The organism is Sulfuricaulis sp., from assembly GCF_041499725.1.
Lineage (GTDB): Bacteria > Pseudomonadota > Gammaproteobacteria > Acidiferrobacterales > Sulfurifustaceae > Sulfuricaulis.
In genome coordinates this window covers 23,981-40,843 of record NZ_JBGQKW010000006.1, presented here as the reverse complement: position 1 = coordinate 40,843, position 16,863 = coordinate 23,981, and the positions used below count along the sequence as shown (strand labels likewise).

The 16,863-nt window shown below is 59.9% G+C and carries 17 protein-coding genes; 2 read left to right on the top strand and 15 right to left on the bottom strand.

Annotated elements, in window-relative coordinates; all coding sequences use genetic code 11:
- Positions 1-55 precede the first annotated feature (55 nt).
- From ACC569_RS02235 to ACC569_RS02205, 7 genes are all read right to left on the bottom strand, one after another.
- Complete coding sequence (locus tag ACC569_RS02235) at positions 56-529, bottom strand: hypothetical protein (RefSeq protein WP_372521866.1); 474 nt, start codon at positions 527-529, stop codon at positions 56-58.
- A 193-nt stretch (positions 530-722) separates the two neighbouring features.
- On the bottom strand, positions 723-1,070 hold the full coding sequence (locus ACC569_RS02230) for a hypothetical protein (protein ID WP_372521865.1): 348 nt from the start codon (positions 1,068-1,070) through the stop codon (positions 723-725).
- 61 nt (positions 1,071-1,131) lie between these two features.
- Positions 1,132-3,684: an arylsulfatase gene (locus ACC569_RS02225; RefSeq protein ID WP_372521864.1), complete on the bottom strand. Its 2,553-nt coding sequence runs from the start codon at positions 3,682-3,684 to the stop codon at positions 1,132-1,134.
- Between the two features lie 167 nt (positions 3,685-3,851).
- Positions 3,852-4,193 carry an SHOCT domain-containing protein gene (locus ACC569_RS02220; RefSeq protein ID WP_372521863.1) on the bottom strand — a complete coding sequence of 114 codons (342 nt, stop codon included), beginning with the start codon at positions 4,191-4,193 and terminating at the stop codon, positions 3,852-3,854.
- A 22-nt stretch (positions 4,194-4,215) separates the two neighbouring features.
- Positions 4,216-4,356, bottom strand: a complete 141-nt coding sequence (locus tag ACC569_RS02215) for a hypothetical protein (RefSeq protein ID WP_372521862.1) — start codon at positions 4,354-4,356, stop codon at positions 4,216-4,218.
- A 93-nt stretch (positions 4,357-4,449) separates the two neighbouring features.
- Positions 4,450-4,809, bottom strand: a complete 360-nt coding sequence (locus ACC569_RS02210) for an STAS/SEC14 domain-containing protein (protein ID WP_372521861.1) — start codon at positions 4,807-4,809, stop codon at positions 4,450-4,452.
- An 89-nt stretch (positions 4,810-4,898) separates the two neighbouring features.
- Positions 4,899-5,342 (bottom strand): glycine zipper 2TM domain-containing protein, encoded by a 444-nt coding sequence (locus ACC569_RS02205; protein ID WP_372521860.1) that lies wholly within the window; start codon positions 5,340-5,342, stop codon positions 4,899-4,901.
- A gap of 335 nt (positions 5,343-5,677) precedes the next feature.
- On the opposite strand from ACC569_RS02205, the gene ACC569_RS02200 reads away from it, so the two are divergent.
- Entirely contained in the window at positions 5,678-5,869 is a 192-nt protein-coding gene (locus ACC569_RS02200; RefSeq protein WP_372521859.1) for a type II toxin-antitoxin system RelE/ParE family toxin, read from the top strand.
- Positions 5,870-5,874: 5 nt separating this feature from the next.
- The gene (locus ACC569_RS02195; protein WP_372521858.1) at positions 5,875-6,159 is read left to right on the top strand and encodes a HigA family addiction module antitoxin; all 285 of its coding nucleotides are present in this window, start codon (positions 5,875-5,877) and stop codon (positions 6,157-6,159) included.
- 170 nt (positions 6,160-6,329) lie between these two features.
- On the opposite strand, the gene ACC569_RS02190 is transcribed toward ACC569_RS02195, so the two are convergent.
- The 8 genes from ACC569_RS02190 to ACC569_RS02155 form a co-directional block, all read right to left on the bottom strand.
- Positions 6,330-7,625, bottom strand: a complete 1,296-nt coding sequence (locus ACC569_RS02190) for an anaerobic sulfatase maturase (RefSeq protein WP_372521857.1) — start codon at positions 7,623-7,625, stop codon at positions 6,330-6,332.
- 64 nt (positions 7,626-7,689) lie between these two features.
- Complete coding sequence (locus tag ACC569_RS02185; protein ID WP_372521856.1) at positions 7,690-8,082, bottom strand: hypothetical protein; 393 nt, start codon at positions 8,080-8,082, stop codon at positions 7,690-7,692.
- A gap of 113 nt (positions 8,083-8,195) precedes the next feature.
- Positions 8,196-9,806: an arylsulfatase gene (locus ACC569_RS02180; RefSeq protein WP_372521855.1), complete on the bottom strand. Its 1,611-nt coding sequence runs from the start codon at positions 9,804-9,806 to the stop codon at positions 8,196-8,198.
- Positions 9,807-10,130: 324 nt separating this feature from the next.
- Positions 10,131-12,476, bottom strand: a complete 2,346-nt coding sequence (locus ACC569_RS02175) for a multiheme c-type cytochrome (RefSeq protein ID WP_372521854.1) — start codon at positions 12,474-12,476, stop codon at positions 10,131-10,133.
- Between the two features lie 206 nt (positions 12,477-12,682).
- A complete protein-coding gene (locus ACC569_RS02170) occupies positions 12,683-14,629 on the bottom strand; it encodes a DUF3604 domain-containing protein (RefSeq protein WP_372521853.1) in 1,947 nt (648 codons plus the stop codon).
- Positions 14,630-14,666: 37 nt separating this feature from the next.
- On the bottom strand, positions 14,667-15,686 hold the full coding sequence (locus tag ACC569_RS02165) for a HupE/UreJ family protein (protein WP_372521852.1): 1,020 nt from the start codon (positions 15,684-15,686) through the stop codon (positions 14,667-14,669).
- A gap of 2 nt (positions 15,687-15,688) precedes the next feature.
- Complete coding sequence (locus tag ACC569_RS02160) at positions 15,689-16,564, bottom strand: peptidyl-prolyl cis-trans isomerase (protein ID WP_372521851.1); 876 nt, start codon at positions 16,562-16,564, stop codon at positions 15,689-15,691.
- A 22-nt stretch (positions 16,565-16,586) separates the two neighbouring features.
- Positions 16,587-16,817, bottom strand: coding sequence for a hypothetical protein (locus ACC569_RS02155; protein ID WP_372521850.1), 231 nt, complete (start codon positions 16,815-16,817; stop codon positions 16,587-16,589).
- Between the last annotated feature and the right edge of the window lie 46 nt (positions 16,818-16,863).

The following is a 16,863-nucleotide window of genomic DNA, read 5'->3' as shown; positions in this document are numbered from 1 at the left end:
CGGCGTGTTCCGGCCCTGGTTGTCCATGGTTGCGCGGAGCCGCCGCGGGTTCCGTTCACTGCTTCACCAATGGAATCTGGCTCGCCAAGCCGTACCAGGCGACCGCGCGGATCTTGTTTTCCAGTTGCAACGCGCGCGCCACCGTCTTGCCCGGCACTACCTTGGCAAGATTGACCGCGTAGGATTTTCGCAGCTTGATCTCCCCTTCCTGCGCGGCGAGGAACTTGTCCGTAAGCTGCTTGGCTGTGTCTTCGGTGAACGAGTTGGAACGCAGGGCGAAGGCGTAGCTCTGGATGATCTCCGAGAAATTCCGGTTGATCTGCTCGAGACCTTCCAGATAGGTCACATACACCGGCCAGAAGTTCTTGGCCTCCGCGTCCGTCAACTGCATGACGTTCGATACAAACAGGTTACGGTCGACCCGGGTCTTGCCCTGCAGTTGCTGCAGCTGGTCAAACAGCATGTCCTCCGCCAACACGGGCCAAGGGGCGAATGTCAGGGCTGCCGCGAGCAGCAACGGGGTTATCAAGCGCCTTAAGCCGCCTCGCTCAACCTCTATTGGGACAAACAGACGCGGTACGATGTAGTGACATGATTTCACTGGAAACCTCATTTCACAGTTAGGGAAGCTCTGGTTAAGTCCGCTCGTGGTGAGCCTGTCGAACCATGAGCGGACGAATCGCCTCCAATTTACGGCAATTCCCGTTCACCCTTCGAAAAGCTCAGGGCAAACGGGAGACTGTTGATGCCCGAATCAAAAGTGCCGTCAGAATCCCGTGCAGGACAACCACCGGCCACAACAGTATGCCGTTCATGCCGCCCGCGAAGCCGAGGTAGGCGAGATACAGCGTGACGGCCGCGCTGTAGGTCAACATGCCGACCAGCGGCGTGCCCGGCCAGCAAGCGACCCCCAGTGCGATCAGAGCGATGCCGGCCACGCGCGCCACCGGTATGGCGACGCCGGTAAGTTCCTCACCCAACAACAACCGCCCGACGAGCGACGGAACAATCAGCAACGCCAATCCGGTAGCGGCTTCGCCGACAGCGGCGAAAATCAACACCTTTTTCATTGCCCCAATATCACTCATTCATTCGCGCTGGCGACCCTAAAATGGCAATGGCTGGAAGCGGCTAGCGCTGCTTCGGTTCTTCAATAGGATCCGGCTCCGGTGCTTCCATAGGCGCCAGTTCTGCCTTTGCCCCCGATGCTGCCTTAGGCACCGGCTTGAAGGGTTCGAGCTTGAAGGTCAGCTTGTCGATCTTGCCGGTGAACTTGAACGGCACATCGTAGCGAAACTGCAGCATCGCTACGCCGGTGCGCGTGTCATCGCCAACGTCGAACGATTCGTCCTCGGGAAATGTGATCGGGATGGTGTGTTCCATGGAGTTTCTGTCCACTTCCTTGCCGTCCACGTAGAGCACGCCCGTCCCGCCTTTGGCCAGGCCCGGACCATCGGATTTGAAGTTGAACACGATAGTGTGCTTGCCGGCGCCCAACTCGGGCCCTGACCATGTCGTGCGTTTGAGGTTAAGAAAGTTGTAGAGGAACACCGGCTTGCCGCTACGTATGCCCGCCACACCCTTGCTCAGGAACAGGCCATAGCCGCCGATGCGGCCGCCCTCGGTAACGATCATGCCTTCCGCACCACCCTCGGGAATCGTAACCTCGGCCGTGATGGTGTAAGACTTGTTCAGAATATCCGGCGCAGCGCTGGGCGGCGTGCCGATCAGTTCGCCCGAGTAGGTGAACACCGTTTGTCCCGCCGTCAGGCTAGGGCGCGGCGTATTCCAGCGCGGGAGCGTCGTGTTGTCGAGCGGCAACACGTTGTACTTCTTCGCCTCGGTATAGAAGAGGGCCTGCATCTGCTTGACCTTCTCCGGCATCTTGGCGGCCAGGTCGTTGAACTCGGTGGGGTCCTCCTTGACGTTATAGAGTTCCCATTTGTACCCGGTCATAATATCCGGAGGCGGGGCGCTGCTCGGTTGCCACGGGAGAGTCGCCGGCGTCGTGGCTGCTATCCACCCATCGTGATAGATGGCGCGATTGCCGAGCATCTCGAAGTATTGCGTGTTGTGCCGGGTCGGGGAGTTGGCGTTCTTCTTGTCCCACGTGTACACCATGCTCACGCCTTCAATCGGCTTTTGCTTGATGCCGTTGATCCTATCGGGCGCCGGGATGCCGGTCGCTTCGAGGATGGTCGGTACGATGTCGATGACATGGCTAAACTGGCGGCGGATGCCACCCATGTCCTTGATGTGGCCGGGCCACGACATGGCCACGCCCTGAGTCGTCCCGCCGAAGTGCGACGGCACCTGCTTCACCCACTTGAACGGCGTGTCCATCGCCCACGCCCATTCTGCCGCATAATGCGGGAAGGTCTTGTCAGACCCCCAGAACGGGTACCAGAGGTACTGGGCCTTGACCGGCACGGGAATACCATTGAAGTAGGTGAACTCATTCGGCGTGCCGTTGAGCATGCCTTCGGCACTCGCGCCGTTGTCGCCACCGATGTAGATGATCAAGGTGTTGTCGAGTTGGCCGAGGTCTTCGACCGCCTGGATGACTCGTCCGATCTCATTGTCGGCGTAGGCCAGGTAGGCCCCATACACGTCCATCTGCCTGACGAAGAGTTTTTTCTCCAGCAAACCGAGGGAATCCCACGTCGGCAGTTCCTTCGGCCAAGGGGTCAGTTGAGCATTCGCTGGCATGATGCCCAATCGCTTCTGATTGTTGAAGATGGTATCGCGCACTTTGTTCCACCCATCATCGAACAAGTGCATGTCGCTGATCTTCTTGATCCACTCAGGCGTCGGATGATGTGGCGCGTGCGTGGCGCCCGGCACGTAATAGACGAACCAAGGCTTGCCAGGCGCGATCTCCTTGATCTGCTTGATGTACTGGATCGCCTCGTCGGCCATCGCCGTCTCCAGGTTCCAGCCGGGATTGCCATCGAAGGGGTAGATGGCCGTCGTATTGCGGAACAGGTTCGGCTGCCACTGGTTGGCGTCGCCTCCTACAAAGCCGTAAAAATATTCGAAGCCCATACCGTTCGGCCATTGATTGAACGGCCCGGCCTGGCTCGACTGATAGGAGGGCGTGTTGTGGTCCTTGCCGAACCACGAAGTGGCGTAACCGTTGTCCCTAAGGGTCGTGCCGATGGTGCCTTTATCAATCGGGATGATCGAGTCATAACCGGGGAACCCCGTCGCGATTTCGCCGACCACCCCGTTACCCACCGAGTGATGGTTGCGTCCCGTGATCAGTGCCGCCCGAGTCGGTGAGCACAGCGCAGTGGAGTGGAAATTGGTGTAGCGCAGTCCAGCCCTTGCGATGCGATCCATCGCAGGAGTAGGTATGACGCCGCCGAAGGTGCTTGGTGCACCGAAACCCTGGTCATCCGTCATGATGAGCAACACGTTGGGCGCGCCCTTGGGCGGAACGACACGCGGCGGCCACCACGGTTTGGACTCCGTGGCTTTCTCCTTGATCACGCCACCGAACCTTGGGTCGGGCGGCGGGAGTTGTTTGCCGCTGAGGGTGGTGGTGGCGCTGGGCGAGCCCGGCACGCCGGTGATTTGCTGAGCCAGGGTGGAGACGGGGGCCGCGAGGATGACCGCTGCGCCAAAAGCAAGGCTCGACAAGAAAGCCTTCCTTCGGAGAAGGGTTGCTGCTTTCCTCTTCATAACTCTTCTTCTTATCGCCATATACCGATAATCTCAAACGCTCCTTTCGCCGCCACCACCAGCGCGGCAGCCATGAGTTCTTGTGCGCGCGTGGTATTCGTGGATATTTCCGTCCCGGTCCGGCCCATTGGACTCGCGGTCCATATAGTCTCGAACGGAGCGCTTGTTCATTTATCCAGTATCTTCTTTCGCTGTTTGTCGTACTCGTCCTGGGTAATCGCGCCCGCATCAAGTGCCTTCTTCAGGTCCATGAGTTGCTGTCCTGTGGTCGTCGTGTTGATTTCGCTTTGTAACTTGGCGCCGCCGCCTCCACATCCGGCGAGACTCAGGACCAGCACACTCATTATGACCGCCGCAACTATGTTGAACGTCGTCTTACGCATGTCCCCTCCTTCACTAGAGAACCTTTCGTTGTCAAAGATTGCCGGGTTCGGGCCGAACGCGGCCGCCACCGACATCGCATGTACGTGCAACAGGGGATTTTCCGAGATGGGGGGGTCACTGGCCATTGGACCTTGGTCTAATGGCCGACTAATGACAGCGTGCGCCGGCCCGATAGCGCATCTCGACAATGGCATCGGGCAGAACACGCAGCTTCCAAAACAGGTAGATGGCGCCGATGAGGACGACGACAATCACGAACACGACCAGTACATCGGCAACCTTATCCACCACCTACCCGGCCATTGCCCAAGCACCGGGGCTGGCAAGGCCGCAGGCTGCGGACTCAAGAACCCGATCCAACGACGCGGTTGCGGGCACTGCTCATGCGCGCACCCACGCTAGCGCCTGCGCCAGCGCGGCGGGAGGAAAATACTCGATCGCGGTTTTGCGCAGGCCCTTGGCGGTGAACATGAACACCTGCTCTTTCCACTTCTCGTCGCCGACAATCGCCATCTTGACGATGCCATCGCCGAAATCCATCAGAAAGCTCACGTCGCCCCAGTCAACTCCTTTCTCCCAGCCCTGGAAGTTCTCGGCGCTCACGAGCACACGCGGCTTGATCCCCTGCGCGATCAGCTTCTTCGCGGCCGCCTGCAACGCCTGTTGATCGACGAGTTGCATGGTTCCCGAAATACGAACCTGTATGACAGGACCGTCGATGCTGACAATTTCATATGCCATGGCAAGCTCCTCGCGCTGTGAGATCAGTGTTAGCGCCGTGACGACGGGCGCAATCTGAATATAGAACGTCTCTGCGCCATCTTTATTTTTCAATATTGCTGCACAACGCGCGCATCCGTACCTGTGCCTTCAATATACACTTTCATTCCAGTCCTTAAGTTTGGATTGGCCACTTGCGTCACGGAGACTAATACACCGTTGTTCATGCGCACCATAATTTGTTGACCGGCTAAAGGTTGATCATACTTTTTCTGCTCGGTATTTCCCAAATAACCACCGCCAATCGCGCCGGCAACCATCGCCACGTCTCTGCCAGTGCCCTGGCCAATCAGGCTACCCAGAGCCGCGCCGCCCAGAGCGCCCAGAATCGCGCCAACGCCTTGATGATGACTGGTTTGAATTTCAGTGGGAACGATTGATTGAATAACGCCGGAACGAATTTCCATGTCGCCCACTTGGGTGGCCGGTGTAGCGCAGGCGGTTAACATTAAACTCAGTAGCATACTTGAAAATAGTGAAATATATTTCTTCATAAAAGACTCCTTTAACCTGCGGGTGGAGGCGAATGACTGCCTTTACTATATTCCTCATTTCCACAACACTGTACTCGGACGACTCATGCGCGCAACGGGAGAACCGCTGAAGACACTCACACGATTGCACTCAGGCATTGTCGTCATGGCGTGATCCTCGGAAAGCGTGCAACATTAAAAAAGGTTATCCTGTCCTCCAAGACAGATTATTCCTGATGCAGTGGTTGAGGAATTGGACTTTGGTCTAACTCGGTAACCGCTGGGCTTGCCGTAATAAACAGCGCCGACGAATAGTGGCTTGATATACTACGTGACGCGTCGAGGGAGCCCAAGATTTGCTCGCCGCGCTCAATGCCGCGCAAAGTCTGCAAGACCTGAGCTCGCTCAAGAGCGTCGGCCTGCACAAGCTCAAGGGCGACCGCGCGGGACAATGGGCCATGACCGTTAATGCACGCTGGTGTATCTGCTTTCGCTATAAAAACGGTGATGCCCACGACGTAGAAATCATCGACTATCACAGAGGGTAATGCTTATGGTGCCTATCCATCCCGGCCGTATCCTGAAACGCGAACTGACGACGCGCGATCTTTCTGCCAACCGCCTCGCGCTGGCGCTGCGCGTCCCGTCGGGGCGTATCACCGACATTCTCAACGGCAAACGCAGCATCAGCCCGGAAACGGCGCTGCGGCTGGCGCATTTCTTCGGCACCAGCGCAGGGTTCTGGGTCAATTTGCAGGCGCGCTACGATCTGGCGATCGCGGAGAAAAAAATGGGGGCAAAAATTGCGGCCGAGGTCAAGCGCGCAATGAACGATTGATCTGATGTAGGGCGCGTACCACGCGCCTAGTACGGCGCAACATCCTCGCAAAGCTGATTTGGCGCGTGGTACGCGCCCTACTTGCTAACTCGGTAACCGCCACCGGCGCGTGGCGGAGATTACAGCAGAACTCGTCGAATCCACGCGCGGCTGGCGGGTATTCGCTGCGCTTACCGGAGCGTCGCCGCCCCCCGCTTAGGAAAATGTCCTTCTGCCACCCGCACGCGGCGCAGGATCTCCGGCATGTCCCGCTGAATGTGCTGGTAGAAGACTTTCAGTCCCGGGCACAGATAGTTCAGCCCGGGTTTGCCGTCCGGTGTGCGCACCAGCCGATTCTTGGGACATTCGCCCCAGCATAGTTTCAGGTGCGGACATTGCCGGCAGTACTGCGGCAGCGCGTCGCGCTTGGCGAAGCCGAATTTCTTCTGCGGCTCGGAGTAGGCCATGTTTCCCCAATGCGTCGCGCGGATGTTGCCGACCCGGTACTCGGGATAAACGTAGTGGTCGCACGAGAATACGTCACCGTTGTGCTCGACCACCATGCCTTTGCCGCAGAACTCCGCCGTCGTGCAGCGTTGTCCTGCCATGCCCAAGGATTGCGCGACCGCGGTCTCGCATAAATCCACGTACACTTTGCCATAATCGCGCGCGTACCAGTCATCCCACACCTTGCACAGAAATTTTCCCCAGTCGTCCGGGTCCACCGACCAATCGGTGACCACCGAGTCCGGCGCTCCCGGCCTGGCCTGAGGCGTGCCGACCACCGGCAGGAGAGCGTGATCCCAGTGTTGCGGCGCTACGTTGCAAAAGACCTTCGGCTCGACGCACGGAATCAGTTGCACCCGCCACGCGCCGAGCTCGCGGGTCAGAAACCGATAGACGTCGAGCGGGTACTTGGCGTTTTCGCGATTGACGACGCACAGCGCGTTGAACGGCACGCCGTACCGCTTGAGCAGGCGCGCGGCAGCCAAGACCTTGTCATGCGTCGGCTTGCCACCCTTGCTGACCCGGTATTGGTCATGCAACCGCCTCGGGCCGTCGCAGCTCAGGCCGACGAGGAAGTTGTGCTGCTTGAGAAACGCGGCCCACTCGGCATCGAGCAGCGTGCCGTTGGTCTGCAGATCGTTCTCGATGCGCTGCTGGGGCTTCTTGTAGCGGGCTTGCAGGGCAACGACTTTGCGGAAAAATTCCAGCCCGAGTATCGTCGGCTCGCCACCCTGCCAGCTGAACACCACCTCGTCGCCGGTCTGCGCCTCGATGTATTGGCGGATGTGTTGTTCAAGGATTTCATCGGCCATCCGCGGCGCGCGGGGCTGGTGGAGCAGCCCCTGCTTGTGCAGGTAGTAACAGTAAGTGCAGTCGAGGTTGCAGAGTGAGCCGGCCGGTTTGACCATCGCGTGAAACCGGTGCTTAAAACCGGCCGGCAACGAAGGGAGCGTCACGCCGGGTGTAGCAAGGTCGGTCATAGCGGCAAATTTTCTCTCGCGTTGCGATAGATCTTATTCACAAACGTTTGCCGTGTATCGCGGATCATTTTTTTGAGTTCCTTTCCGTGGTTGATTGGATCACCCGCTTGGTCCGAAGGCACACGATACACCAAACCGCCAGACCCGCGTGAAGCAGAACGGCCGGCCAGAGGCCAATGCCGGAGAGCCCCAAACCCATGCCCGCATAAGCGAGGACCGCGACGGTAACGGTGTTGTAGAGCAGCATCGCGGCGATCACACCGTGAGCCGCACGGCTTTGTCCGTCATCGCGCGCAAGCCAGCAGGCGACTCCCAACGCGAGCAGCGCCGCGCCGGCTATACGAGCCACTACCAATCCTCCGGGCGTGTCGAGGGACGTGCCGAGCAGCAGCGAGGCAAGAAGCGGAGGCGACAATGACAATGCCGCGCCAGTCGCCGCCTCAATCACTGCGGTCACAACGAGCAGGGTTCTCATCGTCGTGTCATTCCGGTGTTTGAGTGCTTAGGGTCACACCCGCCAGGGAGACGGGTGCGGCCCAATGTTGACTCACCTTTTCATTCAGCGCGACGTTACTTGCCGCTGCCCTGTGGCTTGGTCACCGCTTCCATAACCTTGTCGAGGTTGAAGCTGCCGGGCTTCTGGCGCGGCGGGAACTCGCGGAAGCTCTGCAGCCATTGCGCGACGTAAGCCCCTGCGGGCGCGAACACGAACATGCGTTCGGCCCACCAGCGTTGGTAGCCCATGGTCATGTCCCTCTCGGCCAGCTCGAACGGGTCCATGCGGAGGTTGGTGAGCGAGGGGGCGCGCAGTTCCTCGAAGGGATGCGTCCAGACATGCATACCATCGGCGTCCTGCCTCAGGAAGGTGACCTTCCAGTTGTTGTAGCGCAGCGCCGCGACGCTGCCGTCATCGGTCCAGTACAGGAACTCCTTGCGCGGCCATTCGCCGCCGCCCTTTAGCACGGGCAGCAGATTGTAGCCGTCGAGATGGACCTTGAAGGACGTGCCGCCGACTTTTTGGCCCTTCAGCAGATCTTCTTTGACGGTGGTGTCTCCCGCCGCTGCCAGCAGCGTCGGAAGCATATCTTCGTGCGCGCCGATGTCGTTGATGACCGTGCCGGGCTTGATGACGCCAGGCCAGCGGATCGCGGCCGGCACGCGGTAACCGCCTTCCCAGTTGGTGTTCTTCTCGCCGCGGAACATGGTGGTGCCGCCGTCAGGCCAGGTGAAAACCTCCGCGCCGTTGTCGGTGGAGTACATCACGATGGTGTTGTCCTCGATGCCCAGCTCCTTGAGCTTGTCGAGGAGCTGGCCGACCATGCCGTCGTGCTCGACCATGCCATCGGCATAGATGCCGAGGCCAGTCTTGCCGACCGATGCGGGCTTGAGGTGCGTGAAGACGTGCATGCGGGTGGAGTTCCACCAGACGAAGAACGGCTTGCCGTCCTTGTGCGCCTTGTCCATGAACTTGAGCGCCCCGGCGGTGATCTCTTCGTCAACCGTCTCCATGCGCTTGAGGTTGAGCGGGCCGGTGTCTTCGCACTTCTGTTTGCCCACTTTGCCGAAACGCGGGTCTACGGTGGGGTCGTCCTTGTCAGTAGCAAAGCAGTGGTATACGCCGCGCGGACCGAACATCGCTTTGAACTTGGGATCCTTCGGGTAGTCCACGTTCTCTGGCTCCTCCTCGGCGTTCAAGTGATAGAAGTTGCCGAAGAATTCGTCGAACCCGTGCACGGTTGGAAAGTTTTCGTTCCGGTCGCCGAGATGGTTCTTGCCGAACTGGCCGGTGGCATAGCCGTGGGCCTTGAGCAAATCCGCGATCGTCGGGTCCTCCTTCTTCAGACCCTCGGGCGCGCCCGGCAGGCCGACCTTGGTGAGCCCAGTGCGGATGGGCGACTGCCCTGTGATGAAGGCCGCGCGTCCGGCGGTGCAGCTCTGCTGGCCGTACCAGTCGGTGAACAGTGCCCCTTCTTTGGCAATGCGGTCGATGTTCGGCGTCTTGTAGCCCATCATGCCCTGGTTGTAGGCGCTGATGTTGAAACCGCCGATGTCGTCGCCCCAGATCACCAGGATGTTGGGTTGTTTATTGGCTGCGGCAAACAGACCTGCCGGAAATGCGGCAAACCCTAGCACGATAGCCGCCGCGGCTATCCCCAGGCTTGTCTTTCTTTGGTGTCTCATGCGGTGCTTCTCCTCTTGTGTTGTGGCTCATTCATCGCGAGAAAACGATCTTTCAGTTCTTCTTCATGTCCACGACGGAAGCCGAGATGACCGTACTTAATTAGAAATGGATTGTCTGAAATGGGAGGGTCGCCGGCCATAAGACCAAGGTCCAATGGCCGGCGGTCGCGGCTCGATAGGACTGTCCTGAGTCCGCACGTACTTCGACAAGCTCAGTACGAACGGGTTGAAACCTGTGGTGAGCCAGTCAAACCATGCTAACCACGAACGGGCTGAATCAAAACCCTTATTAGTTGTCGGGGTTTGGATATTCGCTGATTACGGTTAATTGTCTCTGTCCGAGAGTGCCTGCAGGCGCACGGCGTATTTCTGTGCCGCCGCGCGCTCGCCCCGCTCTGCGTGGAAGCTCAGCAAGGCTTCGAGAATATTACGGTCGTAGGGATGGGCCACCAGCACTTTTTCAAGTTTCGCAATCGCCGTGTCGGGTTTGCCCGTTGAGTGCAGCGCCACGGCGTAGATATACGCCAATCGCGCGTTGCCCGGTTCAAGCATCGTCGCGCGCTCGAATTCGCCGAGCGCCGCGTCTGTATGCTTCATCCGCACCAATGCCAATCCGAGCGCATAATGGAGGATCGCACTCTTGGGCGCGACCTTCAGTCCCTCGCGCAGGATGCGCTCGCCATCCGCATCGCGGCCGCTGGCGCGGTACACATCGGCGAGATTCACATACGCCGGGATGTAGAGCGGCTCCAGACCGATCGCGGCCTTGATCTCCGCTTCGGCTTTCGCCGCATCGCCCCGGTTGGCGTAGAAAGTTCCGAGGTTAACGCGCGCCTCGGCCCGGTCGGCATTGTAGCGCTGGCTCTCAATATACTCGCCGGCCGCGTGATCAAAAGCAGCGCGGGCGTCCGCGCTCAATTGCGTCGCGGGTACCGCCGCAAGGACGCTGGCCACTTCGATACGCACCGCTCTCACCGGGTCGGAGAGGAGCGGCACGGCCAACGACGCGCGCGCGTCCAGCGGCGCGTTGGCAAGCGACTGCAGCGCCCCCAACCGGACCAGGGCATTCGAATCGTGCAAGCCCTGCGCGAGAGCCTCGATCGCGGTACGGCTGGTTGGCGCGTTTATCTCGGCGAATGCCGTAGCACGGACAATCGGCGGCTGCGTGGAATCGCCGGCGATCGCGCGCAATTGCGCCTGCGCGCCCGGTGCGTCAGCGTTGGCGGCGGCGAACGCCGAGGCGAAGCGTTGATAGCCCTGCGGGTCGTGTCCATACCATGTGTTCACTTGCGTCGCCGCCCAGCGCGCATCGCGGTTGGCGTGACAGCCATTGCAGGCGTTCGGCGCGCCGAGTTTGACGGACAGATCCAGCCGCGGCACGCGCATGCTGTGATCGTGCCGCGGGTCGACAACCATGTAAGTCGTGGTCGGCATGTGGCAAGCCGTGCATGCGGCGCCGGCACTGCCCGGCTTGTGGTGGTGGTGCTGTGCCGTATCGTACTTAACCGGGAGATGACAGCTGGCGCAAATGGCGCTTCCCTCGGCGCGTAATTTTCCGCTGTGAGGATTGTGGCAGTCGCTGCACGTGACGCCGCTCGCGAACATTTTGCTTTGCAGAAACGACCCCCAATTATAAACCTCGTCGCGCTGTTGGCCATCGACATGGTAGAGCGGACTCGTGAGCAGCGCCGGACGATAGTAGTCGAGGAACGGCTTGCCGGCTTCGTAACCGTCGGCAATCTGGCTGCGCCGCGAATGGCATTGCGCGCACACCTCGATCTCGCGCTCGGCGGCGCGTGGGCGCGAGCGCGCCGGGTTGCCGGTCGCCGTGTTCAAAGCCCACGTGACGTCGCGGCGTTCATCGAGACGGGCGCTCAGGCCCATGGTGTCGTCTGCCGCCGCGGACTTGCCTGCTTTCTTCGCCTCTGCCCATGCCAGATGGCGCGAGCCGGGGCCGTGACAAGCTTCGCAACCCACGTTGATCTCCGACCAGTGCGTCTGAAATCGATTCGCGGCCGGATCGTAATTTTTCCGCAACTCGGTCGAGTGGCAGTCGGCGCACGTGAAGTTCCAGTTTTGCGCGGCGCGCGTCCAGTGAAGCTCGTCGTCGTGGGTAATCCGCTCCTTGGGATAAAGGTGGAACCAGCGCTGTCCACGATCCTTCCTGGCGCGCGCGTCCCACGCGATCGACAACGGTTGCAACCGGCCATCCGGAAACTCGACGAGGTACTGTTGCAACGGATAGACACCGTATGTGTACTTGATTTGATAGTCCGCCAGCTTTCCGTCGGGACCATCCGTGCGCGCATAGAATTTGCCGTCACGCTTGAAGAACTTGCTGGTGATGCCGGCATAGGTGAACTTGGCATCATTGAAATTGCCGAGCACGGTTTGCTCGCTGGCTTCCGCCATGGCCGCGTGATGCTGCGACTGGCGCCACTCGGTTGCCTCGACGGTGTGACACGATAGACACGCATCGCTGCCGATGTATTTGGCGGTGGTGCCCCCCGGTCCGGACTTTTGCCGACTCTCGACCCCCGAATTCGCACGATCATGAAACCACACGACAGCCACGGCGACAGCGATCATCGCCACCACGACCCCGCCCCATGCAACCATGCGGCGCTTTGCTGAATTGCTAACGCTGCCTGGCGATTTTCCTTGAGCCATTTTTTCTTGTCTCTTGCCTTGCAGACTTCTCAAAATACCATGTTTCGATCTTCGTAGGATGCGTCCTACACACAATGGCTCGGTTTTTAGGATGTGGATCGGTGCGCGCTGATCTCCTTTACTGCACTTTCCTGACCGGCGGCACCTTGTAGGTGCCGCCGTACGCGATTATCCTTATCTACCATCGTCACATTATCCCTTCCCTGTCACTTTCCCGGCGTGTACCAAATCGGCGACGTGTAGGCTCGCTCCTGGAGCGTCATCGTTGTGCCCGGGAGAGGCTTTACACCGAAGCGTTTCGCGTCATAGGAGGTCCAGCGCGGCGTGGGGATCTCGATCACACGCACGTAGTAGAACGCCCGCTGCGCCGGGTCGAATTCAGGGTCCTTCCAGACGGCGATCAGTTCCGGCGCGCCGATGGTATTGGTCCACGTCGCGTTCTCCACGTCCACGGTGCTACCGACCGGCGTCTTACTGCGGCCATCAGCGCCGATAGTCCGGCCGCCTGATACGGCCACGTCGTAAATGCGCTCCTGCGTCTTGCCGTTCTTATCGAGCCAGCCCTTGATGATCTGGATGCGATCGAGATTCGCGCCGATGGGGTCCTTCAGCGCGGCGGCCAGGAACGTGGGCGACTTGCCCTTCGGAGCATTGCTCAGATCGCCGCCCATCGGAACGCCCTTGCCGTAGCCGATGGCTGCCGGCATGCGATTGTTCGCGTCAGCCGGCTCGAACTCCCAACCGCCGAAGAAACGCACCGTCATGCGCGGGCCGGTGGTGGCGTAGGTCTCGCGGCGCTGCATGGCGTCGAAGATCGCTCCGCGTGTGTTCTCCACTGCCCACACGGCTGCATACCCAGAAGCAGCGACCTCCCAGTCCATCACTGTTATGCCGGTCTTGGGATTCTTGATGAACACTTTCTGCATGCGTTCCGGGCTTGGCTCCTGCGGCGCTGTCTTGCCGAAAAAGTTCTCTTCTTCCAGGGCAGAGAGGCCGGTATGCGCGTCGCTGCTTCCGATGAGACCAAACTTGTATGGGTTCACACCCAGTTTTGCTTCGAGCAAAAGCCCGTTCTTGAATGCCGAGCGGGCATACTCGTATTCGAGCATGTCTTTCGTTTTCGCCACGCTGCCGTCAAGGTTGCCCTTGTCCCAGATCTCGAAGTTGGCGAACTCGTCATTAGGTGAAAGGAAAGGATGCGCTTCGCCGGTACCCTTGGTCTGGGTGGTCTCGTAGAGCCGCTCCCACTTAGCGCGCGTTTCTGCATACTTTTTATCAATCTTTTTGCCGAAGGCTTCGACCATGGGGAACATGAGGCCGTTGCTCAAATTGCCATTGTGGGCAATGGCAAGCACTTCGCTGCCGGTTTTCTCTTCCGTGGCCGCCATCCACTTCCAAAGGTCCTCGGGGTTGTCACTGCCGAGCGGTTTCAGCGTTGTATAAGGCTCAACGAGGCGGGCTTTGTCGCCATTCTCGCGGAAGATGATATTTCGATGCAGGTTGTTGCCGCCGGTGTTCGAGGTCCACTCGTAGCCGATGAAGGCTGTGAACCTGCCCGGGTCGTTGTATGCCTCAGCGGCCTTGATGGTCTCCTCCCAGGCCGAGCGGTATGCCTTCGTGCCCGGAAGCGGAAATCCATTGGGCAGTTTGTTCTGACCGAAGCTGATAATGATATCGATCGCGGCCTTGGCACCCTGACCGCCTTTGATCTCGTCGTGCCATCTCTTTCCCTGTTCGGTCGCCATGAGCGTCGGATCGCCACTCATCAGCAGCGGGAAGAACCCAAACCCGTCGGAATGATCCGACACAACGAGAAAGTCAAGCGGCCGGGACAGCTTGACCGGCTGACCGGTATTCGAGGTTATTTCCTCTCCCCGTGCGAACCGGTATGCATCGCGGGGCGTAAGCCGCGCGCCGAACGCTCCTGCGTCCATGGAGAATGCAGTGTGCAGATGAGTGTCGCCGAAATAAGGGCGCGTGGGAAAGTTACGGCCCGCGTAAGGCGAGTACAGCGGCTTTGTCGGGTGCACTTTTTCGAGTGTAGCCTGGTCGGCCTGACCTATGTCTGTTTGCTCGGCGGCGAAGGCCGGCAGCGCAAAGATTGCAGCAATCAAGGCAGCGAAACATGATCTGTGGAAAGATGTGGGTTTCATTTTTTTGTCTCCTTAACTTAATCGTTTAAACTTGTGCTCAGAACGCAGCGACCCGCTGGATGACCCAGAACATCGACACGCTGCCGATGGCATAGGGCGGGATAAACGTGGTCCAACGGGGAAAACGAAACCGGACGCGCCGTAGCAAAGCGATGAAGCTCAACGCGGCGGCGATGAACAGCAGCTGACCGAGTTCCACGCCCACATTAAAGAACAGCAGCGCGAGCGGGATATGTCCTTGCGGCAAGCCGATCTCGCTCAAGGCGCCGGCGAAGCCGAAGCCGTGCAAGAGACCGAACGTGAAGGCGATGATCCAGGGCGCGCGAGCGGTAAGGGTTATCGCCCCCTCTCCCCTACCCTCTCCCGCGAGTGGAGAGGGGGTTTTCATTCGCGGGATCTCACTTGCGACGAACACGATGGAAAGCGCGATGAGCGCTTCGACCGGCGCCTGCGGGACATGCACGAAACCAAGCGTCGCGGCCGCGAGCGTGACGCTGTGGGCAAGGGTGAAGGCGGTAATCGTGGCGAGCAGCCGTTTCCAGCCGACCACAATGAGCAGCAGCGCCAGCACGAACAACAAGTGATCGATGCCGAGCAGGATGTGCTCGACACCCATCTTCAGGTACTCACCGGCCACCGACCATCCCGTCTGCTGCGCGGGGATGATCGCGGACGGCTGCTGCGGAGTCAGCCGCCGCAACCAGGTCGTGCCGTCGGCGAACTCGATGCGCGCGAGCGCGTCGGTCATGGTCGCTTCAAGCCCCTCGATGCGCAGCGACTGGCCGCGCAAGGACTCGCTCGTTTTGATTCGCCAACGCTCCAGGTGAGCGCCGCCAATGAACGTGCCACGCGGCTCGGTGACGTTCACGCAACCTTCGGGCAAACGCACGTAAAGCGCCAGCCGCATGTCTTCACCGGCCGCCGGCACTTTCCACAGGACATCGAAGGTCTCCGGCGCCGTCTCGCGAAGTTCCAGATAGGCCGGTCTCACCTCATGGGCGGCCGCCATGTCAACACCGATCAGACCGAACAGGAACACGACGAGTATGTATGGCATTTTCATTTCGCTTGTGCGGCCAGGATATTCGCGTGCGCGCCGGACGACGCACCCTCGATGGTCACGGAGTAATGCTTCAGCAGTTTCTGATAGAATTTCTCGTTGTCTTCTCGACGGCACGCATCAGCCCACTCACGGGCGACCTGTTCGCGAACCTCCGCCAGCTTCGGCATCCTCCCCGGGGTCCGATCCTCCACCAACACCAGGTGGGCACCGTAGCCGGAAATCACCGGCCCGTGCCACCGGCCGGTCGGCAACTGTTCCAATTGCCGCGTGAACTTCTCCCCAAACTGGCGGGTAATCTCACCGGCCGGAACATCCGTCAGCTCGGGATTCAGCATTGTGGCATCACCCAGCGTCTGGTAATCGGCCTTTGCGCCCGGCTGATTCAGTTCAGCCAGCAACCGCGTGGCGTCCCGTTGCAGCACGTCGCCCCGTTGCCCGGCGTTGAGATAGACCTGCCGGAAGGTGAACCGCGGCTCGACGAGAAAAAGGTCGAGGTGCTTGGCCAGAAAGGCTTCGAGTTCCGTCTCGCCCGGCTCCACCGGCGCGGAGAGATCGTTGGCAATGAATTCCATCTTCTGCCGCAGGCGCCGGCGGATCACGGTGTCGTCACGGTCGAGGCCCAGCGTCATCGCTTCGCGCGCGAGGACTTCTTCACGGATGTAGTCCTGAATCAATCCATCCATTTCAGACGGCGTGGGCGGGTGCTGCCAGACGCGGCTGAACGAAGCCCGCAGGTTGTCGATCTGGCCCTGCGTGACCACGATCCTCCCGGCCTCCGGTTCGCCGCGGCGATTCATCACCTCGTAGCCGGCGAAGAGCAACGCGCCCAGCACGAGAAAATGCAGCAACGGTTCTTTTAGAAGCTTGCGCATGCTCTATACATCTTCCCCGGGATTACTCCCTCGCCACTTCGATTTCGTAGTTGGCATAACCGAACTCATTGCCGCGCGCCGCCACGTACTTGTCGCCCATCTTGTAGACGGTCATTGCGAGCGGTGTCCCCGCGATCTCAACGATGTAGTGTCCGTCACGGATTTCGTACTGCATTTGGCGACCATGCGACAACTCGCCCATGACATCCAGTTCCGGCGTTTTCCCGTCCACCGGCGCCGACGGGACATGCACAACGCTGAGCTAGGCCAGCGATTCCAACGTCAGGCTGGATTCCACT

What these genes read in the sequence shown, in the direction of transcription:
- ACC569_RS02230 (WP_372521865.1), bottom strand. Translation starts at nt 1,070, where the DNA reads ATGAAAAAGGTGTTGATTTTCGCCGCTGTCGGCGAAGCCGCTACCGGA.
- ACC569_RS02225 (WP_372521864.1), bottom strand. Translation starts at nt 3,684, where the DNA reads ATGAAGAGGAAAGCAGCAACCCTTCTCCGAAGGAAGGCTTTCTTGTCG.
- ACC569_RS02220 (WP_372521863.1), bottom strand. Translation starts at nt 4,193, where the DNA reads ATGGCCAGTGACCCCCCCATCTCGGAAAATCCCCTGTTGCACGTACAT.
- ACC569_RS02210 (WP_372521861.1), bottom strand. Translation starts at nt 4,809, where the DNA reads ATGGCATATGAAATTGTCAGCATCGACGGTCCTGTCATACAGGTTCGT.
- ACC569_RS02205 (WP_372521860.1), bottom strand. Translation starts at nt 5,342, where the DNA reads ATGAAGAAATATATTTCACTATTTTCAAGTATGCTACTGAGTTTAATG.
- ACC569_RS02195 (WP_372521858.1), top strand. Translation starts at nt 5,875, where the DNA reads ATGGTGCCTATCCATCCCGGCCGTATCCTGAAACGCGAACTGACGACG.
- ACC569_RS02190 (WP_372521857.1), bottom strand. Translation starts at nt 7,625, where the DNA reads ATGACCGACCTTGCTACACCCGGCGTGACGCTCCCTTCGTTGCCGGCC.
- ACC569_RS02180 (WP_372521855.1), bottom strand. Translation starts at nt 9,806, where the DNA reads ATGAGACACCAAAGAAAGACAAGCCTGGGGATAGCCGCGGCGGCTATC.
- ACC569_RS02175 (WP_372521854.1), bottom strand. Translation starts at nt 12,476, where the DNA reads ATGGCTCAAGGAAAATCGCCAGGCAGCGTTAGCAATTCAGCAAAGCGC.
- ACC569_RS02170 (WP_372521853.1), bottom strand. Translation starts at nt 14,629, where the DNA reads ATGAAACCCACATCTTTCCACAGATCATGTTTCGCTGCCTTGATTGCT.
- ACC569_RS02165 (WP_372521852.1), bottom strand. Translation starts at nt 15,686, where the DNA reads ATGCCATACATACTCGTCGTGTTCCTGTTCGGTCTGATCGGTGTTGAC.
- ACC569_RS02160 (WP_372521851.1), bottom strand. Translation starts at nt 16,564, where the DNA reads ATGCGCAAGCTTCTAAAAGAACCGTTGCTGCATTTTCTCGTGCTGGGC.